General features: G+C 55.9%; 26 protein-coding genes. 6 read left to right on the top strand and 20 right to left on the bottom strand.

Going from position 1 to position 24,989, the window contains the following annotated elements; all coding sequences use genetic code 11:
- The first annotated feature begins 59 nt into the window (after positions 1-59).
- On the top strand, positions 60-791 hold the full coding sequence (locus N1689_RS02355; protein WP_222924279.1) for an arginine ABC transporter substrate-binding protein: 732 nt from the start codon (positions 60-62) through the stop codon (positions 789-791).
- A gap of 18 nt (positions 792-809) precedes the next feature.
- Here the strand turns inward: N1689_RS02355 and rlmC are convergent, their stop codons facing one another.
- From rlmC to N1689_RS02305, 10 genes are all read right to left on the bottom strand, one after another.
- Positions 810-1,940: a 23S rRNA (uracil(747)-C(5))-methyltransferase RlmC gene (rlmC, locus tag N1689_RS02350; RefSeq protein ID WP_260057746.1), complete on the bottom strand. Its 1,131-nt coding sequence runs from the start codon at positions 1,938-1,940 to the stop codon at positions 810-812.
- Positions 1,941-1,981: 41 nt separating this feature from the next.
- Entirely contained in the window at positions 1,982-2,449 is a 468-nt protein-coding gene (locus tag N1689_RS02345) for a YbjO family protein (RefSeq protein WP_260057745.1), read from the bottom strand.
- Between the two features lie 75 nt (positions 2,450-2,524).
- Positions 2,525-3,370 (bottom strand): putrescine ABC transporter permease PotI, encoded by an 846-nt coding sequence (gene potI / locus N1689_RS02340; protein ID WP_013357282.1) that lies wholly within the window; start codon positions 3,368-3,370, stop codon positions 2,525-2,527.
- Positions 3,367-4,329 carry a putrescine ABC transporter permease PotH gene (gene potH / locus N1689_RS02335; protein WP_161734268.1) on the bottom strand — a complete coding sequence of 321 codons (963 nt, stop codon included), beginning with the start codon at positions 4,327-4,329 and terminating at the stop codon, positions 3,367-3,369. Before potH ends, potI begins: the two co-directional genes overlap by 4 nt.
- Before the next feature lie 9 nt (positions 4,330-4,338).
- A complete protein-coding gene (gene potG / locus N1689_RS02330; protein ID WP_161734270.1) occupies positions 4,339-5,472 on the bottom strand; it encodes a putrescine ABC transporter ATP-binding subunit PotG in 1,134 nt (377 codons plus the stop codon).
- A 123-nt stretch (positions 5,473-5,595) separates the two neighbouring features.
- A complete protein-coding gene (gene potF, locus N1689_RS02325) occupies positions 5,596-6,705 on the bottom strand; it encodes a spermidine/putrescine ABC transporter substrate-binding protein PotF (protein ID WP_161734272.1) in 1,110 nt (369 codons plus the stop codon).
- A 384-nt stretch (positions 6,706-7,089) separates the two neighbouring features.
- Entirely contained in the window at positions 7,090-7,569 is a 480-nt protein-coding gene (locus N1689_RS02320; protein WP_161734274.1) for a YbjN domain-containing protein, read from the bottom strand.
- An 87-nt stretch (positions 7,570-7,656) separates the two neighbouring features.
- Entirely contained in the window at positions 7,657-8,559 is a 903-nt protein-coding gene (gene rimK / locus N1689_RS02315) for a 30S ribosomal protein S6--L-glutamate ligase (protein WP_260057744.1), read from the bottom strand.
- A gap of 20 nt (positions 8,560-8,579) precedes the next feature.
- Entirely contained in the window at positions 8,580-9,302 is a 723-nt protein-coding gene (nfsA, locus tag N1689_RS02310; protein ID WP_013357279.1) for an oxygen-insensitive NADPH nitroreductase, read from the bottom strand.
- A gap of 16 nt (positions 9,303-9,318) precedes the next feature.
- Complete coding sequence (locus tag N1689_RS02305; RefSeq protein ID WP_161734280.1) at positions 9,319-9,570, bottom strand: DUF1418 family protein; 252 nt, start codon at positions 9,568-9,570, stop codon at positions 9,319-9,321.
- A gap of 254 nt (positions 9,571-9,824) precedes the next feature.
- On the opposite strand from N1689_RS02305, the gene N1689_RS02300 reads away from it, so the two are divergent.
- Positions 9,825-10,088 carry a GrxA family glutaredoxin gene (locus tag N1689_RS02300; protein WP_003849263.1) on the top strand — a complete coding sequence of 88 codons (264 nt, stop codon included), beginning with the start codon at positions 9,825-9,827 and terminating at the stop codon, positions 10,086-10,088.
- An 88-nt stretch (positions 10,089-10,176) separates the two neighbouring features.
- Here the strand turns inward: N1689_RS02300 and ybjM are convergent, their stop codons facing one another.
- Positions 10,177-10,542: an inner membrane protein YbjM gene (gene ybjM / locus N1689_RS02295; RefSeq protein WP_161734282.1), complete on the bottom strand. Its 366-nt coding sequence runs from the start codon at positions 10,540-10,542 to the stop codon at positions 10,177-10,179.
- A 258-nt stretch (positions 10,543-10,800) separates the two neighbouring features.
- Here ybjM and N1689_RS02290 point away from each other — a divergent pair, with 258 nt between their 5' ends.
- Positions 10,801-12,489, top strand: coding sequence for an aspartate:alanine antiporter (locus N1689_RS02290; RefSeq protein WP_013357276.1), 1,689 nt, complete (start codon positions 10,801-10,803; stop codon positions 12,487-12,489).
- Between the two features lie 402 nt (positions 12,490-12,891).
- The gene (gene ybjG, locus N1689_RS02285; protein WP_161734284.1) at positions 12,892-13,497 is read left to right on the top strand and encodes an undecaprenyl-diphosphate phosphatase; all 606 of its coding nucleotides are present in this window, start codon (positions 12,892-12,894) and stop codon (positions 13,495-13,497) included.
- 313 nt (positions 13,498-13,810) lie between these two features.
- Here ybjG and N1689_RS02280 read toward each other — a convergent pair whose 3' ends face one another.
- Positions 13,811-15,013 (bottom strand): serine hydrolase, encoded by a 1,203-nt coding sequence (locus N1689_RS02280; RefSeq protein WP_253421443.1) that lies wholly within the window; start codon positions 15,011-15,013, stop codon positions 13,811-13,813.
- Between the two features lie 272 nt (positions 15,014-15,285).
- Here N1689_RS02280 and N1689_RS02275 point away from each other — a divergent pair, with 272 nt between their 5' ends.
- Entirely contained in the window at positions 15,286-15,942 is a 657-nt protein-coding gene (locus tag N1689_RS02275; protein WP_161734288.1) for an HAD family phosphatase, read from the top strand.
- A 146-nt stretch (positions 15,943-16,088) separates the two neighbouring features.
- Here N1689_RS02275 and N1689_RS02270 read toward each other — a convergent pair whose 3' ends face one another.
- From N1689_RS02270 to N1689_RS02260, 3 genes are all read right to left on the bottom strand, one after another.
- Positions 16,089-17,225 (bottom strand): PQQ-dependent sugar dehydrogenase, encoded by a 1,137-nt coding sequence (locus N1689_RS02270; protein ID WP_222924284.1) that lies wholly within the window; start codon positions 17,223-17,225, stop codon positions 16,089-16,091.
- 112 nt (positions 17,226-17,337) lie between these two features.
- The gene (locus N1689_RS02265; RefSeq protein WP_260057743.1) at positions 17,338-17,997 is read right to left on the bottom strand and encodes a DUF3313 domain-containing protein; all 660 of its coding nucleotides are present in this window, start codon (positions 17,995-17,997) and stop codon (positions 17,338-17,340) included.
- Positions 17,998-18,138: 141 nt separating this feature from the next.
- Positions 18,139-18,774 (bottom strand): carbonic anhydrase, encoded by a 636-nt coding sequence (locus N1689_RS02260; protein ID WP_128085280.1) that lies wholly within the window; start codon positions 18,772-18,774, stop codon positions 18,139-18,141.
- Between the two features lie 86 nt (positions 18,775-18,860).
- Between N1689_RS02260 and N1689_RS02255 the strand changes: the two genes are divergently transcribed.
- Positions 18,861-19,145, top strand: a complete 285-nt coding sequence (locus N1689_RS02255; protein ID WP_161734294.1) for a hypothetical protein — start codon at positions 18,861-18,863, stop codon at positions 19,143-19,145.
- A 64-nt stretch (positions 19,146-19,209) separates the two neighbouring features.
- Here N1689_RS02255 and N1689_RS02250 read toward each other — a convergent pair whose 3' ends face one another.
- From N1689_RS02250 to N1689_RS02230, 5 genes are read right to left on the bottom strand one after another with little or no spacing between them, the layout of a single operon-like run.
- The gene (locus N1689_RS02250) at positions 19,210-19,659 is read right to left on the bottom strand and encodes a DUF4385 domain-containing protein (protein ID WP_095707465.1); all 450 of its coding nucleotides are present in this window, start codon (positions 19,657-19,659) and stop codon (positions 19,210-19,212) included.
- Positions 19,656-20,561, bottom strand: a complete 906-nt coding sequence (gsiD, locus tag N1689_RS02245) for a glutathione ABC transporter permease GsiD (protein ID WP_061062018.1) — start codon at positions 20,559-20,561, stop codon at positions 19,656-19,658. The genes N1689_RS02250 and gsiD overlap by 4 nt, the downstream gene beginning before the upstream one ends.
- Positions 20,558-21,487: a glutathione ABC transporter permease GsiC gene (gsiC, locus tag N1689_RS02240; protein WP_253421432.1), complete on the bottom strand. Its 930-nt coding sequence runs from the start codon at positions 21,485-21,487 to the stop codon at positions 20,558-20,560. The genes gsiD and gsiC overlap by 4 nt, the downstream gene beginning before the upstream one ends.
- Positions 21,488-21,533: 46 nt before the next feature.
- Complete coding sequence (gene gsiB, locus N1689_RS02235; protein ID WP_260057742.1) at positions 21,534-23,069, bottom strand: glutathione ABC transporter substrate-binding protein GsiB; 1,536 nt, start codon at positions 23,067-23,069, stop codon at positions 21,534-21,536.
- A gap of 54 nt (positions 23,070-23,123) precedes the next feature.
- On the bottom strand, positions 23,124-24,980 hold the full coding sequence (locus N1689_RS02230) for a dipeptide ABC transporter ATP-binding protein (RefSeq protein ID WP_260057741.1): 1,857 nt from the start codon (positions 24,978-24,980) through the stop codon (positions 23,124-23,126).
- Positions 24,981-24,989 lie beyond the last annotated feature (9 nt).

Raw genomic sequence — 24,989 nt, 5'->3', positions numbered from 1 at the left:
AATTCATTTTATGGCAGGGTATCGCCTTCTCTGGCTGACCACATCACAGGAATCATAAAATGAAAAAATGGATTATCGCTGCTGCGCTGGCTTCGCTGGCGGTGACCGCTCAGGCCGCGGAAACGATTCGCTTCGCCGCTTCAGCAACCTATCCGCCATTTGAATCTCTGGACAAAGAAAATAACCTCGTCGGATTCGATATCGATCTGGCTAAAGCGCTGTGCCAGCAGATGAAAGCAGAGTGTACCTTCACGAACAATGCCTTCGACAGCCTGATCCCCTCACTGAAGTTCCGCCGCTATGACGCTGTGATTTCTGGTATGGATATCACCACGGAACGCAGCAAGCAGGTCGATTTTACCCAGCCCTATTACGCTAATTCCGCCATTGTGATTGCGCAGAAAGGTAAGTTCAGCAGCTTCGGTGATTTGAAAGACAAACGCATAGGCGTTGAAAACGGCACTACCCACCAGAAATACCTGCAGGATAAGCATCCGGACGTGAAAGTGGTGGCGTATGACAGTTATCAGAATGCGATTCTGGATATGAAGAGTGGCCGGCTGGATGGCGTGTTTGGCGACAGCGCGGTAGTGAATCAGTGGCTGAAGACCAATCCGGATCTCGCGACGGTCGGTGAACATGTTACAGATGCAGATTACTTCGGCACCGGCCTGGGCATTGCTGTGCGTAAAGGTAATACGGCGCTGCGCGATCGGTTCAATCAGGCACTGACTGAACTGAAAGCCAACGGCAGCTGGCAGCAGCTCAATCAGAAATGGTTCCCGGAGTAACTTCGGGGATTACCGGACTCAGTGCTGACGGCGGGTTAACAGCGTCAGCACTTCAAAATGCGCGGTGTGCGGGAACATGTCGAACAGCTGTACCTTCGTGACCTCATAGTCATTCAGTTGGGCAATATCCTGCGCCATGGTCTGCGGATTACAGCTTGAATAGAGCAGATAATCCGGGGCCATCTGGCTGAGATAATCACACAGCGCCTCACCGATCCCACGGCGCGGCGGGTTCACCAGCACCAGCTGCGGCACCGCGTCACGTCCGGTCGCAAACGCCGTCGAATCCAGCGCCGCAAACTGCACGTTTTTCAGTCCCAGCATCTCAGCAGAACGCTGGGCGCATTTAATCGCCTCAGCACTGATCTCAATGCCGGTCAGCGCCATCTCCGGTGTCGCGCAGTGCAGGCCAAAACCGCCTACGCCGCAGAAGAGATCCCACATGCTGTTAACCGGCAGCGCACGCACCCAGTCGCGCGCGGTGGCATAGAGCGCGCTGGCAACCTGCGGATTGGTCTGAAAGAAGCTCTGTGGGCGGATCCACAGCGGCACGCCATTAAAGTTCTCTGCCAGCGACTGCGCAGGCGTCAGCGCAATCTCCTCCTCTCCCTCCAGAATCGCCATGTGCACCGGCTGAATGTTGGCAGAAATCACTACCAGCTGCGGTAACTGCTGTTGCAGCCACGGCAATGCCGCGCGCAGCTGTTCCAGTTTGGCGGTTGAGCGCAGGACAAAGCGCAGCATGATGCCGCCCTGCTGGCTTTCGGTAATCAGCAGGAATTTCAGTTCGCCGCGTTTGCGCGCCACGTTATAGGGCGTCAGCCCGGCACGGGCGATAAACGGTTTGAGCGCTGCAAACACCGGCTGGAAGCTGGCGGGATAGAGCGGGCAGTCGCAGAGATCGACAGGCTCACCATCACGGTGAACAAGACCCAGCACCGGACGCTCCACACTACCGCTGACCACCATTTTGGCTTTGTTACGGAATGCCTGCTGCAGTGATGTCACTGGCGGCAACCAGGACGCAACCGGCTGATCGGCGAGTAACTGTTCCAGCATCGACTGTTTGTCGCCTAGCTGAATGGGATAGGGTTTTTCCAGCCACTGACAGGAGCGGCAACGGTTAGCGTCATAAAGCGCGCAGTGCATGGTAGAGCCTTAACGATGGGGTCGGGCGGAGCGCGATTGTATCATCGCTTCCTGAAAAAAGCGCGACTGCTGGCAGGCAGAAACAGCAGCATCAGCACCACCAGATCGGGGATTTTCTGCGACAGGGTATGGTGGATAATCTGGGCGTTATTGTCGCCATCGATGCTGAAAATCTCCGGGTAAATCCCGCCCAGCGAGGCGAACAGCATATAGATCAGCACAACCCCCTGCGTGGCCACATAGCCCCAGCGGCCACGGTTACTGCCGCGCATCAGGGTAAAGGCGCAGCGCAGTTCGAACAGGAAGATCAGCTGGCTGGCGATAAAGATAAGCGTAGAGTCCCAGGACTGGGCGCTGCGGTGAACAAAGTTGGCGATTTCATTATAACCCAGCTCATTGGCCAGCATCAGTACGCTCAGGCAGCGGGTCGCAATAATGGCAATGCCCGCGACCGTCACCGGAACCGGTACGTCTGAAAGCGTTGCACTGCTTTTGAAGATTTCTGACATAGTCCCTGACTCCACCTGATCGAAAAACGGGCCGGTTAAACCGGCCCGTTCATATAGTGGCAAAGGTTACGTATTTCAGCCACGTTTAGCTTTCTGAATATCGCTTAAACGCTGTTTTTCTTCGTGTGCCATGAATCGCCAGGCGATAAAACCGACTAAACCGACCACAAACAGGATCAGGGAAGCCAGCGCATTGATTTCCGGGTTCACGCCGCGGCGTACGGTAGCGAAGATCGCCATCGGCAGCGTGGTGGCGCCGGGCCCGGTCACAAAGCTGGCGATTACCAGATCGTCGAGTGACAGAGTAAACGCCAGCAGCCAGCCGGTGACAATTGCCGGCGCAATCATTGGCACGGTAATGACGAAAAAGACCTTCAGCGGCGTCGCGCCTAAATCCATCGCCGCCTCTTCGATTGAGCGGTCCAGTTCACGCAGACGCGAGTTAATCACCACCGCCACATAGGCGGTACAGAAGGTGACGTGCGCCAGCCAGATGGTCAGCATGCCGCGCTCACTTGGCCAGCCAAAAGCGTTGCCCATGGCCACAAACAGCAGCAGCAGCGACAGACCGGTGATCACATCGGGCATCACCAGCGGCGCCGTCAGCATAAAGGCAAAACCGTTGTGCCCACGGAAGCGACCAAAGCGCACGATGATGACCGCCGCCAGCGTGCCCAGCACCACCGCCATGGTGGCCGACAGCCCGGCAATGCTCAGACTCAGCAGCACCGCGTCAATCATCGCGCTGTCCTCAAACAGCACTTTGTACCAGTGGAATGAGAAGCTGTCCCACACCGTTACCAGCGGTGAGCTGTTGAAGGAGTAAACCACCAGCAGCAGCATCGGCGCATAAAGGAACAGGAAGCAGCAGACCAGAATGCCGGTACGCCAGGGCGAGCGAATAGTTGGCAAATTATTCATGCCTTCTCTCCCATTTCACGGTTTTGATGCTTATGGAACCAGATGATCGGCAGAATCAGGATCAGCAGAATAATCACCGCCAGCGCGGAAGCCACCGGCCAGTCGCGGTTGTTAAAGAACTCCTGCCACAGGATACGACCAATCATGATGCTGTCCGGCCCACCCAGCAGTTCAGGGATCACGTATTCCCCCACCGCCGGGATAAACACCAGCATCGACCCGGCAATAATGCCGCCTTTGGTCAGCGGCACAATCACGCTGAAAAAGGTCTTCAGCGGACGCGCACCCAGATCCAGTGAGGCTTCCACCAGCGAGTAGTCGATACGGGTCAGCGCGGTGTAGATTGGCAGCACCATGAAGGGCAGATAGCAGTAGACGATACCGATATAGACCGCGGTGTTGGTGTAAAGAATAACCAGCGGATGATCAATCACGCCCAGCCACAGCAGGAAGCGGTTCAGAATACCGTTGTTGTTCAGCAGCCCCATCCAGGCGTAGACGCGCACCAGAAACGAGGTCCACGACGGCAAAATCACCAGCAGCAGCAGGATGGTGCGCATCGAGGGTTTACTGTGCGCCACGGCCCAGGCGAGCGGATAGCCAATCAGCAGACAGATCACGGTCGAGATCGCCGCCACTTTCAGCGACTGCAGATAGGCATCGACGTAGAGCGGATCGTCGGTCAGCGTCAGGTAGTTGCCGAAGTTGAGCACGATGCTGAACTGATCATCTGCCCAGCTCACCAGTTCGGTGTAGGGCGGGATAGCCCGCGCAATGTCCGCAAAGCTGATCTTCAGTACCGTCAGAAACGGTAACAGAAACAACAGCACCAGCCAGACATAAGGCAGAGCAATGACCAGCTTGCGGCCATGCTGCATTTTTACCCGCGTGGCCCAGCGTTGCAGCGGCGTGCCGACCAGTCGGGCGGGCGCTTTGGCGCGTTGAAAAATCTGGCTCATAGCCGCTCCTTAAACCGTCAACACCACGCAACTGTCGCTTTCCCAGCAGAGACGGACTTCATCCCCCCATGTCGGCAACCCTTTGCGGTAGCGATGCGCGTTTTGCAACTGTGCGCTGATCATCTGTCCGCTGTGCAGACGGACATGGAAGATAGAGAGATCGCCGAGATAGGCGATGTGGACCACTTCACCCACCGCAAAGTTACAGCCATTGGCCGGCACCTCATCACACAACATCACTTTTTCCGGACGCAGCGCGACATGCACCGGTACGTTATCCACCACAGAGACATCGGAATCGACTTTCAGCGGATGCATCAGGCCGGGGCTGTCGATTACCAGGCCATCTGCCTGACGTTCACGCAGCAAACCTTCGAAGACGTTAACCGAACCGATAAACTCGGCGCTGTAGCGGCTGGTCGGATGCTCGTAGATCTCCTCCGGCTCGCCAATCTGCACGAACTTACCGCGATTCATAATCGCGATACGGCCCGCCATCGTCATTGCCTCTTCCTGGTCGTGCGTCACCATCACGCAGGTCGCGCCCACACGCTCCAGAATATCAACCACTTCCAGCTGCATCCTGTCGCGCAGCTTCTTATCCAGTGCGCCCATCGGCTCATCCAGCAGCAGCAGTTTTGGCCGTTTCGCCAGGCTACGTGCCAGCGCCACGCGCTGACGCTGACCACCGGAGAGCTGATGCGGTTTGCGTTTCGCAAACTCCTGCATATGCACCAGCGCCAGCATTTCGGCGACGCGGCTGGTGATCTCCCCTTTCGGCAGCCGATCCTGCTTCAGACCAAAGGCGATATTCTGCTCCACCGTCATGTGCGGGAACAGCGCGTAGGACTGGAACATCATATTGATCGGACGCTGATAGGGAGCAACGTGCGACAGATCCTGTCCATCCAGCACAATCTGGCCGCTGGTGGGCGGCTCAAAACCGGCCAGCATACGCAGCAGCGTGGATTTGCCGCAGCCCGATGCGCCCAGCAGAGCGAAGATTTCACCTTTATAAATGGTCAGACTGACATCATCCACGGCGTGCTGGCCGTCAAAGGATTTGGTCAGATTGCGGATCTCCAGCAGCGGCGTTAAGGCCTTTGCGGTTTTATGTTGAGGGCGGGGAATGGCATCGTTCACAAAGGGTTCTCTCCGGAGCCAGGCGGAACATGGCGGCAAAATCCGCCGCTAAAAATGGCACAACAGAGGCCGACACTGCGCCTCTGTTGCTGATGCGTGACAGGTCAATCCGTTAAGGACGAATTACTTACCACTTTTTACTTTAGTCCATGCGCGCGTACGCACACGATCCAGTTTCGGATCCTGGACTTTCAGCACGAACAATTTCGACATCGCTTCTGGCGTCGGGAAGATACCCGGGTTGTTGCGGACGTCGGCATTGATCAGCGGCAGCGACGCTTTGTTGCCGTTGGCGTAATTCATTTTGTTGGAGACATCAGCGATCACTTTCGGATCCATGATGTAGTTCAGCCAGGCGTAGGCACCGTCGAGGTTTTTGGCATCCTTAGGAATTGCCATCATATCGAAGAAGGCCAGCGCCCCCTCTTTCGGCACGCTGTAGCCCAGATGCACACCATTTTTCGCTGCATCGGCACGGTTCTTCGCCTGCAGAATATCGCCCGACCAGCCGATGGCGACGCAGATGTTACCGTTAGCCAAATCGTTAATGTACTGCGACGAATGGAAGTAGCGGATATTCGGACGCAGTTTCAGCAGCAGGTCGGTCGCCGCGCCGGAATACTCTTTGGCATCAGAGGTATTCGGGTCTTTGCCCAGATAGTTGAGCACGGTGGCGAAGATCTCTTCTGGCGCATCCAGGAAGGAGACGCCACAGCTTTTCAGCTTCTCCAGATTTTCCGGCTTCAGTACCAGATCCCAGCTGTTGACCGGCGCATCAGCGCCCAGTGCGGCTTTAACCTTGTCGATGTTGTAACCGATACCGGTGGTGCCCCAAAGATAAGGAATGGCATATTTGTTACCCGGATCGTGCTGCGCCACTTTTTCCATCAGCGCCGGATCGAGATTTTTATAGTTAGGCAGTTTGCTTTTGTCCAGCGGCTGGAATACCCCGGACTGCAGCTGACGCGCCAGGAAGCTGGAGGATGGCACCACGACATCGTAGCCGGTGCTGCCCGCCATCAGTTTGCCTTCCAGCACTTCGTTGGAGTCAAACACATCGTAGACCACTTTAATGCCGGACTGCTTTTCAAAGTTTGGCACGGTATCTGGCGAAATATAATCGGACCAGTTGTAGACGTGCAGCGTTTTATCTTCCGCCATACTGGTGGCCGACGCGGCCATCAGCGCAGCAGCTACTACAGCTGACAGCCATTTCTGACGTGAGTTGAACATATTTTTCCATCCTCCTGAGCGGGTCATTTCAACGCTGCAAACCTGAGATCCCTGCATTGCGTTCTGTACAAGACGTCAGTGACACAATGAATCATTATTCAGCGGGAGTTTAATAGCAAAATCCTATAGCTGGGACGCAGTTACACGTCTGTTACAGCCCCGCAAGCATAGCCCCCCCGGTCAGGCTTCACCAGACCCCAGCGTAAAAAACGCCTGAAACCGATATTTTATGCATGTTTGAGCTATGAGGTTCGGCTTTGATGGCATAAACCACGACAAATATCTGGCGGTAAAGGGCAAAGTGCAGAATAAAAAAAGGGGGCGGCAAATCGCGGGCATAAAAAAGCCGTCTCAGGGACGGCTTAGTGGGCGACCATGTCGGGCTTAGTGCAGCACAGAATGAACGCTGGTCACCGCAACGTGCTCTTCTTCTTCACCCACAATCAGCAGATTATTGGCAAAGGCTTCCAGGATGACCATGGAGATTTGCTCTTCACTCTGTTTCATAAAGTGTGAGAACTGACCAAAGGTTAATCCGGCGGTAGTGGTCATTGACTGACAGACAATGAGCTTCGGCAGATTATCATCCTGAATGTCGATAAAGGCTTTCACCGTCAGTGAACTGGCATTAATTTGCGACAGATCGCCAACCAGTGGAATCAGCGCCGTCGGCTTCACTTCAGCCAGCGCCGAAAACAGAATGACGTTGTCGACCAGATCGATTTTGGCGTCAAACACCCCATCGAAGTTTTGCATGTGCGGCAGATGAAGTGCCTGACAGGCATCGCATTCGAACCAGGTGATATTTTGCTGATCCAGCCAGCGACGCAGCAGGTCGATATCCGGAACGACAAGAGAATCCATCGTAAAATCCCAGTGGGGTGATAAACAGGCGACTTAGCTTACGGAAAAATGCGCGGCGATGCCACGAAAACTGCTGAAAAGCGCGTGTCAGCCAGCGGTTTTAGGACGGAGCCCGGGGATGGCCTGCAGCTCAATCCGCTGAATCATCAGCGCGGCAATGTTAAGGCCGCTGCTGGTTTCGATGCCTTCCAGACCGGGCGAGGCGTTCACTTCCATCACCAGCGGACCGCGATGAGCGCGCAGAATATCGACACCGGCGACTTCCAGCCCGAGCGTGGCCGCTGCTTTCACGGCGATCTGCCGCTCCTGATGCGTGATGACCACCGGATACGCTTTACCGCCGCGATGCAGATTAGAGCGGAAATCGCCCTCTTTCGCCACCCGCTCTATTGCTGCCACCACCTGATTGCCGATCACCAGACAGCGAATATCTCGTCCCTGTGCTTCTTTAATAAACTCCTGCACCAGAATGTGGGCGTTCAGGCCGCGAAAAGCATCGATGACGCTCTCCGCCGCCTGACGCGTTTCCGCCAGTACCACACCGATGCCCTGCGTGCCTTCCACCAGCTTAACCACCAGCGGTGCGCCGCCCACCATGGCGATCAGATCGTCAGTGTCATCGGGTGAAGAGGCAAAGCCGGTGACCGGCATGTCGATGCCTTCCCGTGCCAGCAGCTGCAGCGAGCGCAATTTATCCCGGGTGCGGGTTATGGCGGCGGACTCATTCAGCGGATAGCTGCCGCACATCTCAAACTGTCGCAGCACCGCCGTGCCATAGAAAGTAATGGCGTTGCCGATTCGCGGAATAACGGCGTCGAAATGGCCCAGCAGTTCACCACAATAGTGAACCGCCGGTGAGGCGGGATTGATATTCATATAGCAGGAGAGCGGATCGATGATTTGCACCTCGTGGCCGCGCGCGGCGGCCTCGTCACGCAATCGTCGGCTGGAGTAGAGCGTCTCATCGCGCGACAAAATGGCTATCTTCATCGCAGCTCTCCCTTAATGGATTAACGCGTGGCCCAGCCCTGCTGATGCAGATAGTCGAGCATAAACGGACGCGTCTCTTTAATGATCAGCCGCTGAATCAGCTCGCTCCAGGTTTCGCTACGCTGGTTGCTGTCGCGCTGCTGATAATAGAGTTCTGTGCGGCTGTCGTATTCTGCCAGCACTGCCGGATCCAGTGGCTGATAGCGGTTTTCATGCACCAGCATCGCATGCGGCATACGCGGTTTGACGTCCGGCTTTGACTCCGGATGCCCCAGGCAGAAACCAAACAGCGGCAGCACAAATTTTGGCAGGCCCAGCAGCTCGGTCACTTCCGCAATGCTGTTACGAATGCCGCCGATAAAGACGCCGCCCAGATCCAGCGATTCCGCTGCGACCATCGCGTTCTGTCCCATCAGCGCGGTGTCGACGCAGCCCAGCAGCAACTGCTCGGCACGTCCCAGTTGCGCATCCGGGCAAATCTGCAGGTGGCGATTAAAATCAGCGCAGAAAACCCAGAACTCAGGCGCATCCGCGACCCACGTCTGTCCGCCCGTCAGCGTCACCAGCTTGTCACGCAGCGCTTTGTCGGTGATACGGATAATAGAAGAACACTGTAAAAAGCTGGATGTGGACGCCGATTGCGCCGCATTAATAATCGCTTCACGCTGGGCTTCGCTGACCGGCTGGTCAGTAAAGGCGCGGATTGAACGGTGGCTGCACAGTAAATCAATGGTCGGTGTCATAAAGTCTCCAGCAACATTATCTTTTTTTATCAATCTGATTAAACAGCTGTGGCGCGATAGCTTTCGCGGTGCGCCACATCAATAGCCAGGCAGCAGGCAGCATCAGCACCACGCCGGCGATGAACAGCACGGTAGCCAGCGTTCTGGCATCAGCCTTGTCTGGCAGCGGCAGCCAGTGGTTGATCAGCAGCAGCGCACCCAGAATTAACAGGCCGCCAGCCGCCTCCAGCACCAGGATAAACCGGGGTAATCTGGCCACACTCTGCATCACTTCCTCCTGCCTTTGCGGCTTACTGAGCGTCAATTATGGCCAACAACCCAAAAATTGCGCGGGTTACACGGGCTGCCGTTGTGAAAAAGCTCTTGTTTCAGACGCTTCCTGAACGGCGGCAATAGCGTGCGGGCATCAGACTAACAGGCAAATCCTGCTTTCCTTAAGCGATACGAGCGGGCATGATGGTTGCCATTCTCTGTTTGATTATGTGATACGCATCACATAATAGTCGCTGCAAGGAGTTCTCAATGATTGCTGTTATTTTTGGTCGTCCGGGCTGTCCCTACTGTGTCCGTGCCCATGAACTGGCCGACAAACTGACCGCGGAGCGCGATGACTTTAGCTATCAGTATGTTGATATTAATGCAGAAGGCATTACTAAAGCCGATCTGGAAGCCAGCGCCGGTAAACCGGTCAGTACCGTGCCACAGATTTTCGTGGACGAAAAACATATTGGTGGCTACACCGAGTTTGCGGCCTGGACCAAAGAGAATCTGGGATTTGTCGCGTAAGCGCAGATAACCGGAATGAAAAAGGCGAGGCAGGATTTTCCTGTCTCGCCTTTTTGCTCTCTGGCAGATGCCAGCCATCAGGCACCGTTTAGTTGAGCGACGCCATCACAATCTGCATTAACCGTACCAGCAACGCCCCGCAGCCTGCCCAGAACAGCGCACTGAGACTCCATGCGATGGCAAACAGTCCGCTGCTGTGAATAAACAGGCTGTTATTGAGCAGCAGTGCTGCCAGCAACGTTCCCCAGAGCCCCATCAGCAGCGTGCTTTTTAACGGGCTTTCCACCTGCATCAACGCCATCACAATACCAGGTAACATAAAGAGCAGTAATTCGGGCTGACCACGAAGCGGGCCGGGACCGACCTGCCAGAAGTGACAGGTAAAAACAAACACCAGACTGTACATCACCACGCCGCACAGGCGGGTAGTCCAGAGATAAGAACGCTGCGGCATACCACCCCACTGATTAAAAGTAACCCCGACAATAACCTGCAGATATCCCTGATGCGTTCTGGTGGAAATAAAAATAAACAGTTCGTTGTGGCAACGAATGAAAACAGCCAATGGCTGTGAAAGATATTTGTGATTAGAATAGCGCCGCGATAACGGTTCCATTTGCAGTGTTGATACAACAGCACCTCAACGGCTTGCTCACGATAGCGAAAAACAGGCCACTCTTCAACAGGTTACACGTAAACAAGAAGTTAAACAGTGAATATTAACGTCGCAGGATTGTTAAGCGGAAATGACATTTTGTTATTATTTGTCGTTTTAGCGCTCGGCCTCTGTCTGGGCAAGTTGCGTCTTGGCTCGGTTCAGCTGGGAAATTCGATTGGCGTATTAGTGGTTTCGCTCTTATTAGGGCAGCAGCACTTCGCGATCAATACCGATGCATTGAGTCTGGGCTTTATGCTGTTTATTTTTTGTGTTGGTGTTGAAGCGGGTCCCAACTTTTTTTCTATTTTCTTTCGCGACGGCAAAAACTATTTCATGCTCGCCATCGTCATGGTGGTCAGCGCGCTGTTGCTGGCACTGGGGCTGGGTAAACTCTTTGGCTGGGATATTGGTCTTACCGCCGGCATGCTGGCCGGGTCGATGACCTCAACCCCTGTGCTGGTCGGGGCGGGTGATACCCTGCGGCAAAGCATCAGCGATCCAAAGCAGCTTGGATTGATGCAGGATCAGCTGAGCCTCGGTTATGCCGTGACCTATCTGATCGGCCTGGTCAGTCTTATTTTCGGCGCACGCTACCTGCCCCGTCTGCAACATCAGGATCTGCCGACCTGTGCGCAGCAGATTGCCCGGGAACGCGGTCTGGATGCGGACAGCCAGCGTAAAGTCTTTCTGCCGGTGATCCGCGCCTATCGCGTGGGCCCGGAACTGGTGGCGTGGAGCGGCGGCAAAAACCTGCGCGAGCTGGGTATCTATCGTCAGACAGGTTGTTACATTGAGCGTATCCGCCGCAATGGTATTCTCGCCAGTCCCGATGGGGATGCGGTGCTGCAGCTTGGTGATGATATCTCGCTCGTCGGCTATCCCGATGCACATGCCCGGCTCGACCCCAGCTTCCGTAACGGCAAAGAGGTGTTTGACCGCGATCTGCTGGATATGCGCATCGTCACCGAAGAGATCGTCGTGAAGAACCATAACGCAGTAAACAAACGCCTCAGCAAGTTAAACCTTACCGATCACGGCTGCTTCCTGAACCGCGTAATACGCAGTCAGATTGAGATGCCGATCGACGACAGCATCATGCTCAACAAAGGTGATGTGCTGCAGGTCAGCGGCGAGGCGCGACGGGTAAAAAGCGTGGCAGATCGCATCGGCTTTATCGCGATTCACAGTCAGATGACCGATCTCCTGGCCTTCTGTGCCTTCTTTATCGTGGGTCTGATGATTGGTCTGATTACGTTCCAGTTCAGCAATTTCAGTTTTGGTATCGGTAACGCGGCGGGTCTGCTCTTCGCCGGTATCATGCTCGGCTTCCTGCGCGCCAACCATCCGACCTTTGGCTATATTCCGCAGGGCGCGCTTACCATGGTGAAAGAGTTTGGCCTGATGGTATTTATGGCGGGTGTAGGATTAAGCGCCGGCAGCGGGATTAATCACGGCCTGAGCAGCGACGGTGCGCTGATGCTGTTGTGCGGTCTGCTGGTGAGCCTGATTCCGGTGATCATCTGCTATCTGTTTGGTGCCTATGTGTTGCGGATGAACCGCGCCCTGCTGTTTGGGGCCATCATGGGCGCGCGAACCTGCGCACCGGCTATGGAGATCATCAGCGATACGGCACGCAGTAATATTCCGGCGCTGGGCTATGCCGGAACCTATGCGATCGCTAACGTGTTACTGACGCTGGCGGGGACGCTGATTGTGATTATCTGGCCGATACTGCCCCTATAAAATTTTTTTGCTGACGTCCAGAACTTTATTGTTAAGCGATAGTCATAATAAGTGCCACTGCTTTTCTTTGAAATCCCCAAATTGTGGAGCCCGCTGGTCTTTTTCCCGGCGGGTTTTTTTATGCCTTTTTTCGTCCCATCCCGCGCTTCCATACCGGAATCAACTCTCAAACCGTCATAAAACTTAAACAGTTGTGCAACTCATCATGAGATTAAGAGCCTTTCCATAGACGAACTGGCCGACAAAAAGCAGGATAGCGCTCTGATAAGTTAGCAAATTGTGCTGCTTGATTGGTTGGGCGCGCTGTCGCTGAACGTTTATTTGCTGCTGTTATCGAGCCTGGGTGACCGGATGTTACCTGACGCTGATGACCGGCCTGTCTGCTGAGGAATTTATCCCGAAATGGAAGAGCTGAACCACGCACTGTTTACTGCCATCAATGCCACACCGGCGTCACCCACCTGGTTGCTGCAACTGGCGACCTTTATTGCCAGAGATCTGATCGCCATTGTGCCGCTGTTAATCGTCGCGATGTGGCTCTGGGGACCGCGCGATCAGGTTTCTTCGCAGCGGGCGCTGGTACTGAAAACCGGTATGGCGCTGATCTATGCGCTGGCAATCTCCTGGTGTGTGGGTCATCTGCTGCCGCATCCCCGCCCTTTCGCCATTGGCTACGGTTATCAGTTCCTGCCTCACGCCGCCGATGACTCCTATCCCAGCGATCACGGCACAACAATATTCACCTTTGCTCTGGCATTTATTTTCTGGCATCGCCTCTGGTCAGGCGTGGTGCTGATGGTGGCGGGTTGCGCCATCGCCTGGTCGCGGGTCTACCTGGGCGTTCACTGGCCAATGGATATGCTGGGTGGATTCCTGGTGGGTCTGCTGAGTTGTCTGGCGTCACATCTGGCGTGGCAGTTCTACGGCGAGCGGATGCTGGCGGTGATCAACCCACTCTATCGGGCGCTGTTTGCCGTGCCGATTCGTAAGGGCTGGACGCAGAATTAAAATAAGTGGCTGCTCATATGCCTGAATCAGGATCTCACAGCAACGTATAAAATTAACGCGAAGGGAACACGGTCAGAAGAGGAAGCGTCCCGCGGCATGGATAAAAACGCCAGGCGTTTTTGAACAACGCAACGCGCTGGCCCGGCTACGGGCGCACTTCAGGGATGAGGTGCGTAATTGCGCGGGCCGGGCATGTCAGGGACTGGCCTTAGCGTCTTTCCGATCTGACCGTGTTCCCTGAGCAGGCGCGATATGACCGCTATTTGAGAAGCATGAATCAACAACTCAGGGACACATCAGCGTCCCTGCTTACTTATGAAAACCACTTCCCGAACCAGCCGTTGAACTTCATCATCACAAAATCAATCATCCGGCTGAAGAAGCCGCCTTCCGGCACATCCTGCATCACCACCAGCGGCCGCTGCTCAATCGTCTTACCGTCTAACTGAAAGTCGATGGTACCAACCACCTGATTCTTCTTCAGCGGGGCTTCGAGTTGTGGCGTAGTGAGTCTGAAACTCGCCTTCAGGTTCTTCATCTGCCCTTTCGGGATGGTCAGCGCGGCATCTTTCGCCACGCCCAGATTCACCTGGCTCTTATCACCAAACCAGACCCGCTGCTGCGCAAACGGCGCATCCGCTTTAATCGGCGTTACCGTTTCAAAGAAACGGAAGCCCCATGTCAGCAGCTTTTCACTTTCGCGGAAACGAATCGCGTCGCTGGCGGTGCCGAGCACCACCGAGATCAGGCGCATATCGCCCTCGGTCGCGGAAGCCACCAGGTTATTACCCGCGCCGGAGGTGTGACCGGTTTTGACGCCATCCACCTTAAGGTTGGTGCTCCACAACAGGCGGTTACGGTTAATCTGGCGAATATTGTTGAAGGTAAACTCTTTCTCTTTATTCAGTGCGTACTCTTCGGGCACATCGCGGATCAGCGCCTGGGCAATCAGCGCCATATCTCGGGCCGTGCTGTACTGGCCTTCTGCATCCAGACCATGCACCGTCATAAAGTGGGTATTTTGCAGTCCCAGCGCCTTCACATAGTTGTTCATCAGGCCGATAAAGGAATCCTGACTGCCCGCCACATAATCTGCCAGCGCAATACAGGCGTCATTGCCGGACTGGATCACAATCCCTTTGTTCAGCTCATGCACCGGAATGCGATCGCCCGGCTTGAGGAACATCAGCGAAGAGCCACGCAGCTTAGGATTACCGGTCGCCCAGGCATCCTGTCCCACCGTGACCAGGTCATCCGGTTTGATTTTGCCCGCTTTAATCGCCTGACCGACTACGTAGCTGGTCATCATCTTGGTCAGACTGGCAGGATCGAGACGCTGATCGGCGCTGGATTCGGTTAACACTTTACCGCTGGCGTAGTCGATCAGAATCCACGCTTTAGCATCAATGCCGGGCGCAGCGGGAGCCTGCTCAGCAAAAGCGCTAAGGGGGGCGATAATCAGTAATGAAGTGGCAACGAGGTGCCGCAGGCGAGATGTGAAGCAAGAGTTTGTCATGGGCTTGGCCGGATTGTCCTTGTTAAATCGAAATTCCAGGGGCAGAAAATTCTCACTCAAACGCTAACCGTTGACGGCAGTGAAAAAAACCGCCGAATCGTAAAGTTTTTTAGAGTTTAGTAGAGTAACCCTGGCATAAGGGCCGCGCGCGTGTCGCTTTTCCCCACGTCTGTCACTTTCAAAACTGCGTGAAATTCCGATTTTTCGCAGAAGCGTTAAGCCCGTCACAATTATCGGCTAACCTGAAAGCCAGTCAGCCGAGGAGACCCCCCATGGACTTAGCCCTTTTTGATCTTGATGAAACACTGATTTGTGAAGACAGCACCAGCCTGTGGCTGCGCTGGCTGGTATCACAGGGATTTGCCCCCAGCGAACTGATTGATCAGGAACAGGCATTAATGAATCAGTATTATGCCGGTACGCTGTCGATTGAAGAGTATATGAATAAAACACTCTCCCCTCTGGCAGGCATGGCGACACTGACCGTTGAAGGCTGGGTGCGCCGCTTCATTCACCGTGACATCATGCCACGCGTTTATCCTGCAGCACGCGAGCGCATTGAGTGGCACCGGGCACGCGGCGACAGAGTGATGATCATCTCCGCCAGTGGCGAACATCTGGTGGTGCCGATTGCTGAGAAGCTGGGTGCCTGCGGCGCGCTGGCGATTGGCGTTGAGATCGTGGATGAGCGCTACAGCGGCAACACCTACGGTACCATGACCTACAAAGAGGGCAAAGTGACCCGCCTGGGTGACTGGAAAGCGCTGCAGCAGCAGGAGAACTTTAACCGTACCTGGGCCTACAGCGATTCCATGAACGACCTGCCACTGCTGAAGCAGGCCGATCATGCCCACGTTATCAATCCGGATGAACAGCTGCACCAGGAAGCACTAAACCGCGGCTGGCAGGTTTATCACTGGGCGCGATAATCCAGAGCCTGTCCTGGCAGACATCGTTGTTTCAGTCAGTCGGGACACGAACTACGCGCAACAACCAGCACGTACGGATTACGTGCTGGTTGTGAGCACTGCTCTGGTCCAGACTGACAAATAAAATCGTCTGCCAGGTCTTGCTCTTAGCCGCGGGACGCGCCAGCGTCCTGCGCTAATCCCACTTTCAGTAGCTTACCATTGGCCTCATCGGTCAGCACATAGAGCCAGCCATCCGGTCCCTGCCGCACATCACGGATTCGCGCCATCTGATCGCCCAGCAGGCGCTGCTCTTCCACCACTTTTTCGCCGTTGAGACTCAGACGGATCAGGTTTTTCTCTTTCAGTGCCCCGATGAACACCGAATTCTTCCACTGCGGAAAACGGGCGCTATTATAAAATGCCATGCCACTGATGGCCGGCGAATCCTTCCAGTGATAAAGCGGCTGTTCGGTGCCTGCAGCATGGGTGCCCTTTGATTCCGGCACTTTATCGCCGTTGTAGTCAATGCCGTACGTCGCCAGCGGCCAGCCGTAGTTTTTGCCACGGCTCATGATATTCACTTCATCGCCACCGCGCGGACCATGTTCATTTTCCCATATCGTGCCGGTCCAGGGATTAAGCGCCAGTCCCTGCGGATTACGCAGACCATAGGCCCAGATCTCTGGCCGCGCGCCGGGCTTTTTCACAAACGGATTATCGTCCGGCACGCTGCCATCGGCGTTGAGCCGCAGCAACTTGCCCTGCAGCTTATCGAGATCCTGGGCTGCGCTGCTGACAAAATTATCGCCGAACGCGATCCAGAGGTATCCCTGGGTATCAAACGCCAGCCGGGTGCCGATATTGTTGCCGCTGGAGAGCATCGGCGTCTGCCGGACTACCTCGCGGAAATCGCTGAGTTGCCGGTTATCCGGACTCAGCGTCCCGACACCCACGACGGCACCCGCTTTGCCGCTGCTGTTCGCCTCAGTGTAGCTGAGCCAGACGCGACGGCTGGTCGCAAAATCGGGTGCCAGCACCACGTCCAGCAGACCACTCTGCCGTTCTGCCCAGACCTTTGGTACACCCTGGATCGGCTGCGACAGGCCACTCTGCGGACTCCAGCTGCGCAGCGCTCCGCTACGCTCAGTAATCAGCAGCGTTTTGTTGTCGGGCAGGAAGGCAACAGACCATGGATGTTGTAACTTATCCTGCAGTACCTCGACCTTTACGTCGGCGGCAAACAGTGGTGAGGCGCAAAGCAGCGCGCCGCCGAGCACAAGAGCAGTCGAAAAACGGGACATAAGGTTCTCCTGACGGGATAGCGTGCCCTTAAGCGTAGTCATCCGCTGCGTGGTGAACCTGAGGATTTACAAAAGATTAAACAGGGCGACAAGGATGTGCCGCCCCGAAAGGTTATGGCGCGTTGAAACTGACCGTGTCACGAACCAGCGTATCAATAACCGGCTTCAGATCATCAAAGGTGACTGGCGTCGTGCTGTTACTGACCGTTTTGCCAACGGCTTTTCGCACGATCCGGATTAAGGGTTTGCCGGTCACGGCATCGCTGGCTTCAATCTCCAGGAACAGTTCACTGTTCGGAAATCGGTGGACGGATGCCGCCATGGTGCTGGCGACGACTGCCGCGATCGGCACGACTTCGTAAAACTGTACGCCCTCGTTCTCTGCCGAGACGGCGGTGATCGCGGCACGCACTTTAAGAGTATGTGGCGAAGCCTGATTAACCAGCGGCAGACGGGTGGCAATCGCCCCTTTCAACTGAATATCGGTGTAACTGCGTATCTGCTCCAGCGTCTGCTGACTGACACGAGCCGTAGGCCGGGCAGCCGGATAGAACACGACCGGTGTATAGAGCACATCCTGATACTGGCTGCTCTTATAGTCGGGAGAAATCCAGCGCAGAGTCGGTTCCCCGCTGGCTGACTCAGAGGGCTTCAGCTGGCTGTAATCCGCTAAGAAACCCGAATAGTGCTGCTTGTCTGCACCATGAGAAGTACATCCACTGAGCAACAGTGCGGAGACTGCCAGCAGAGCAGCAATGGACGGTATACGCATGATCAACTCGCTTGTGTCAGGAAGGTTTAAGCAAGCATAGATAAATCACGGGGAAAAGGCTGAAAATAAGCGGTGTTTTAAGGGGTTATCTGTGCGGAAGGCAGGAATATACCCGCTGCATAACGCAGCGGGTGAAAGCCATTACTCGAAGCAGGTATCAGGATTATCTGACAGGGTGATGAACTGCTTACCGCCCTGGGTCAGCGCCATGATGGTGCCGCTTTCGATATCGTAAACCCAGCCATGCAGACGCAGCTTACCGTTACGCAGGGCAACGGAGACCGACGGATGAGTCTTCATGTTGTTCAGCTGAGCGATAACGTTCTCTTTGACCATCTCGTTCAGTTTCTTCTCTGGTGAGTCATACTCACGCTGCTCGACGACCGCCTTTGCTGCATCGGCATAGCGCAGCCAGTGCTCAACTGCAGGCATGGTATCCATACAGGCACAGGAAGCGATGGCGTTCATGGCACCGCAGTTGGAGTGACCGCAGATGATGATGTCTGAGACGCCCAGCGCGACCACAGCATATTCGATCGTAGCGGAGACACCGCCCGGCTCCGGGCCAAATGAGGGAACGATGTTGCCCGCATTGCGGATAACGAACAGCTCTCCTGGCTCCTGCTGCGTCACCAGTTCAGGCACCAGACGGCTGTCTGAACAGGAGATAAACAGCGCTTTCGGATTTTGATTTGACGCCAGGCTTTTGAAAAGATCCTTCCTTTCAGGAAACACATTCTGCTGGAAATTCAGAAATCCGTTGATGATCTCTTTCATTATTTAGCTCTCACATTATCCATTTCATTACCTGAGGGGCATAGCCCCCTCAGTGGGGTTTGCTGGTTTATTATTAATGAAAACAAGTGAATATCAACCCGCGTTTTTCAGACAACCCTGAAGCGCTGGCATCGTCAGCGTTTCGCTTATTCACCATCCAGCGTTCCTGGAGCCGATTTCTTTTTACAGCACGGGAAGTTACTGGAAAAGGCAGAGGGCGATCCACCCACTTTTTTTGTCTGCGTCCTGAACCGGCTTTTACGCGTTTTTTCACTACTTTACGTCGCAGTTTGACCGAAACCAAAGATTTCTGTTTTGCATCTGGCCTTTCAGGGCAGGAAAAGGGGAGCAGGATAACGCCCGGAGAATGAGCCGGGCGGGTTCAGGCAATGATGTCAGCCACGGTGGAGGTGGCCGGGGGAGGAGATTTAGCGGTTAACCATACTGCTGCTGATGCGCCTTCTTGCGTCGCAGGTAGTCCTCGTCTTCACGTAGTTTGTCCCAGTAACCCTTGAAAATGGCCGCTGCAGCAGCCTTTTCCTCGTTGACGCCACGCGGCAGCTCCTTGCCATCCGCGTCATATTTGCGCCCGCCTTTGTGGTTGCTGTAACGACGCGCTCGGGTGTATCCCATCTGGATAAATTTGCGCGCCATATCCATGCCGACAAAATCGTCCTGACGCCGGTAATCCTCAAACAGCGCCATGATTTTTTCAGCCGACTCTTCAGCAATGGGGACGGTGCGAAAACGCCAGTGCGGCAGAATTTCGCCTTTATAAGGCTCGACCATCAGCACACCCTGCTCACCTCGCCCGACCTGATAAAGCTCGGGATGCTGGCGGAAGTCGATCGTGCTGAAGTCCTGATCATAATCGAAAGGTTTCATCTCTTTAGTTTAGGATCAAGTGCGTCACGTAGCCCGTCGCCGAGCAAATTAAATGCCAGAACCGTGAAGAAAATCGCCAGGCTGGGAAAAATCGCCACGTGCGGGGCAATCACCATGTCGGCCCGCGCCTCATTCAGCATGGCGCCCCACTCCGGCGTGGGCGGCTGGGCGCCCAGCCCGAGAAACGACAGACTGGCGGCAGTGATAATGGAAGTCCCTACCCGCATAGTGAAATAGACCACAATCGGCGATACCGTGCCGGGCAGAATATGCCGCATCAGGATTGTCCAGTCAGACGCGCCGATGCTGCGTGCCGACTCAATATAGGTCTGATGCTTCAGCACCAGCGTGTTACCGCGTACCAGACGGGCAAAGGCCGGGATACTGAAGATAGCGACTGCCACAATCACGTTGCTCATACCGCTGCCCATAATCGCCACCACCGCAATCGCCAGCAGAATGCCGGGGAAAGCAAACAGCACATCACAGATGCGCATGGTGATACGGTCCCACCAGCCTTCGTAATACCCGGCCAGCAGACCAAACAGCGTGCCAATCACTGCGCCAATGACCACCGAGAAAAAGCCGGCAATCAGGGAAATACGCGTGCCGACCAGCACCCGGCTGAAGATGTCGCGACCCAGCGAATCGACGCCAAAATAATGCATCAGCGACGGACCGTCGTTGAGCCGGTCATAATCGAAGTAGTTCTCTGCGTCGAACGGCGCAATCCATGGGGCGATCACTGCCAGTACAATCAGTATCAGCACAAACACCCCGGCCAGCAGCGCCACCGGCTGACGCCGGAAGCGTCGCCAGAACTCACGCCACGGCGTACGCACCCGGTTCTCCGCTATCAGCGGCATCGTTTTCAGGGCCGCTTCACGTCGCCAGTTTTTCATCGCGACTCCTTGAAGCGAATAGCGGGGTTAATCACCGCATAGAGCATGTCGACAAACAGATTGATCAGAATAAACTCCAGTGAAAACAGCAGTACTTCGGCCTGAATAACCGGATAGTCGCGCATCGCCACGGAGTCGACCAGCAGACGCCCCAGGCCCGGCCAGTTAAACACCACCTCGACCACAATTGAGCCACCCAGCAGAAAACCAAACTGCAGCCCCATCATCGTGACCACCGGGATCATCGCGTTGCGCAGGCCATGTTTCACCACCACCAGCGACTCGCGTACCCCTTTGGCCCGGGCGGTACGCATGTAATCTTCCTGCATCACCTCCACGAACGAGGCGCGGGTAAAGCGTGCCATGACCGCCGCGACCGCTGCACCTAAGGTGATGGAGGGCAGAACGTAATGCTTCCAGCTCTCAGCCCCGACGGTGGGCAGCCAGCCCAGCTCAACCGAGAAGACCTGCATCAGCAGCATCCCCAGCGCAAAGGCGGGAAACGAAATGCCCGACACCGCCAGCGTCATGCCGAGCCTGTCGGGCCAGCGGTTACGCCAGACAGCCGAAACGATACCGATGGTCATGCCAAAAATCACCGCCCAGATCATGCTGGCCAGTGTCAGCCACAGAGTCGGCATAAAGCGCGAGGCGATCTCATCCGCAACCGGGCGTTTGGAAACCATCGACTGACCAAAATCACCCTGCAGCGCATTCAGCATAAAGTGCCAGAACTGCTGTGGCAGCGGCAAATCCAGACCCAGCTCCTGACGCACCAGCGCCACCACCGAGGCATCCGCTTCCGGCCCGGCGATCAGGCGTGCCGGGTCGCCCGGCAGCAGATGAACAAACAGGAATACCAGCACCGCCACGATTAGCAGCGTGGGGATCAGCCCAAACAGTCGTTTGAGAAAGTAGTTAAACATGCAACATCCTGCAGTTGCGGCCAGCCACACGGGCTGGCCGGCTCCGTTACTTCAGCGTGGCCTCATCAAAATTGAATGAGGTATCGGGCATCACATAAAAACCAGTCAGGTTTTTGCTGTTGGCAGAAACCAGTTGCTCAACCACCAGCGGGATCCAGGGATGGTCCTGCCAGATGGTGTCCTGCGCCTCTTTGTAGAGACGCGCTTTTTCAGCACGGTCAGTGGTTTTCAGCGCATCGGCCAGATCTTTATCGACCTTCGGATTGCTGTAAAACGCGGTGTTGAAGATTGCCGGTGGCCAGGCAGCGGTGGCAAACAGTGGCGTCAGCGCCCAGTCGGCCTCACCGGTTGAGGCGGACCAGCCGGTGTAGAACATACGCACGCCGCTCTCTTTCTGGCCTTTACCTTCGACTTCAGCAGCACGCTGACCCGCATCCATCGCCGTAACTTTTACCTTCACGCCAATCTGCGCCAGCTGCTGCTGCGTGAACTGCAGCACCTTCTGCGCGGTGCTGTGGTTGTGCGACGACCAGAGCGTGGTTTCAAATCCGTTCGGGTAGCCCGCCTCTTTCAGCAGCGCTTTGGCTTTAGCGGGATCGTAGCTGATAGCCGGATAGGTCTGCGCAAAGTCGATAGCGGGCGGCACGATGCCGGTCGCAGGCGTGGCGTAACCGGCGAAGGCCACCTTCGCCAGCGCCTGACGGTTGATGGAATATTCCAGCGCTTCACGCACCTTCGGATTGTCGAACGGCTTCTGCGTCACGTTAAGGCTGATGTAACGCTGCATAATCGAAGGCGTGGTTACCACATTGAGCTTGCTGTTCTTCTCCAGCAGTTTTGCCTGCTCATAAGGCACCGGGAACGCAAGGTTCGCTTCGCCGGTCTGCAGCATGGCCGCGCGGGTATTGTTATCCACTACCGGTCGCCAGGTAATGCTATCCAGCTTCGGATAGCCCGGTTTCCAGTAGCCGTCCCACTTCTTCACCTTCACAAAGTCGGTCTGATTCCAGGTTTCAAACACAAACGGACCGGTTCCCACCGGATGGAAACCGATCTCTTTGCCATATTTTTTCAGCGCGGTAGGCGAAATCATCGCCGCCGCCGGATGGGCCAGGATGTTGATAAAGGCGGAGAACGGCTCTTTCAGCGTGACTTTCACCGTAGTTGGATCCACCACTTCGGTGCTGGCGATATGTTTAAACAGGTTGTAGCGCTTGAGATGGTTATCCGGGTTGCTGGCACGATCGAGGTTGACCTTTACCGCGTCCGCATTGAAGTCCGTGCCATCCTGGAATTTAACCCCGGAACGCAGCTTGATGGTGTAGGTCAGGCCGTCGGCGCTGGCCTGATAGCTCTCCGCCAGCACATTGGTGAGCTTCATCTCTTTATCAAAGCCAAACAGCCCCTGATAGAACGATTTCGCGACTGCCTGCGACAGCGTGTCGTTGGCGTCATAGGGATCGAGCGTGGTGAAGTTGGACGCGACGGCAATCACCGCATCCTGTGCTGCCCAGGCGGGCAATGCCATTGCGCTGCTTAACACGCCAGCCGCCAGTAACCCTTTACGCATCGTACTCTGCATTTTGTTCTCCTGTAATCCCTGTTGGGTTGGTCGCCGGGGCGACATCGTCACTGTTCAGGTCGCGCTGATAACGTGGCGGGCGACGAAATGGCCCGGAGCCACCTCTATCAGCGGTGCCACTTCAGGTTCATCCCCTAACGCATGAATCGGACTGGGGATCTCATCGACCAGTAAGGCGCGTTCACGACGCCGGTGTGCCGGATCGGCTACCGGCACCGCGGCCATGAGTTTTCGGGTATAGGGGTGTTGAGGCTGTTCAAACACTGCCTGACGCGGCCCTATCTCAACAATCTGACCGAGATACATTACCGCCACGCGGTGGCTGATACGCTCCACCACTGCCATATCGTGAGAAATAAACAGAAAGGCGATGCCAAACTCGCGCTGCAGGTCGAGCATAAGATTAATAATCTGCGCCTGAATCGACACATCCAGCGCGGAGACAGACTCATCGGCGATGACCACCTTCGGATTCAGCGCCAGCGCGCGGGCAATACAGATGCGCTGGCGCTGCCCGCCGGAAAATTCATGTGGATAGCGCTGAGCATGCTCCGGCAGCAGACCGACTTTATCCAGCAGCCAGGCAACGCGCTGCTCCGCCTCGCGCCGCGGCATCGCCTTGTGAACCAGCAGCGGCTCCATAATCGAGAAGCCGACCGTCAGCCGGGGATCCAGCGAGGCGTAGGGATCCTGGAAGATAAACTGAATGTCGCGTCGCAGATGGGCGAGCGCAGCACCTGAGAGATGGTCGATGCGCTGTCCGTCAAAGGTCAGCGTGCCGCCCTGGCTGGCAACCAGCTTCAGCAGCGAGCGTCCGGTGGTCGATTTACCACAGCCCGACTCCCCCACCAGCGCCAGGGTCTCTCCGGCATAGAGATCAAAACTCACTTTTTCGACAGCATGGACCCGGCTTTTGACGCGATTCAGCAGGCCGCCGCGAATATCGAAGCGGGTGACCAGATCGCGCACCTGCAGAATGGGGGGCTGCAGGCGGCGAACCGTATCCTGCGGCACGTCATCAACCGCGTCGCTATGCAGCAGCGGAAATTTGGCCGGCAGCGGCTGGCCCTGCATCGAGCCGAGTCTGGGCACCGCGGCCAGCAGCGCCTGGGTGTAGGGCTGCTGCGGTGCGCTGAACAGTTCGGCGACCGGCGCATTCTCCACCACATCGCCGCGATACATGACCTGAACGCGATCGGCCATTTCAGCGACCACGCCCATATCGTGCGTGATAAAAATCACCCCCATCTGCATCTCTTTTTGCAGCACGCGGATGAGTTGCAGAATCTGCGCCTGAATAGTGACGTCGAGTGCGGTGGTCGGCTCATCGGCAATCAACAGCGCCGGTTTGCAGCAGAGCGCCATCGCAATCATCACGCGCTGACGCATTCCGCCTGAGAGCTGATGCGGAAAACGAGACAGGACATTGTGCGCATCGGGAATCCGCACCATATCCAGCATCCGGCGCGCCTCTGCCAGTGCCGCTGCGTGGCTCATCCCCTGATGCAGACGAATGGATTCGGCGATCTGCTCGCCCACGGAGAAGACCGGATTCAGTGAGGTCATCGGCTCCTGAAAGATCATCGCCATATCCGCGCCGCGCACCCGACGCATCTGACTTTTTGAGGCGCGCATCAGATCCAGCACCTCGCCGTTGCGACGCCGCAACAGCACCTCGCCGCTGACCCTGCCGCCAGCCTGCTCAATCAGCCGCATCAGCGCCAGCGAGGTGACCGATTTTCCTGAACCTGACTCGCCTACCAGCGCCAGCGTTTCGCCGCGAAACAGATCGAGTGACAAATGACGCACCGCGTCTGTGACGGTGGCTTCGTGCTGAAAACGCACACTGAGATCGCGCACCGCCAGCACCTGATCAGGGGCCAGCGGCGGTAGCGTTTGCCTGTCGCTCATTTCTGCATC

Source organism: Pantoea sp. XY16, assembly GCF_025153065.1.
Taxonomy (GTDB): domain Bacteria; phylum Pseudomonadota; class Gammaproteobacteria; order Enterobacterales; family Enterobacteriaceae; genus Pantoea; species Pantoea alfalfae.
This window is presented reverse-complemented; position numbering and strand designations above follow the sequence as displayed.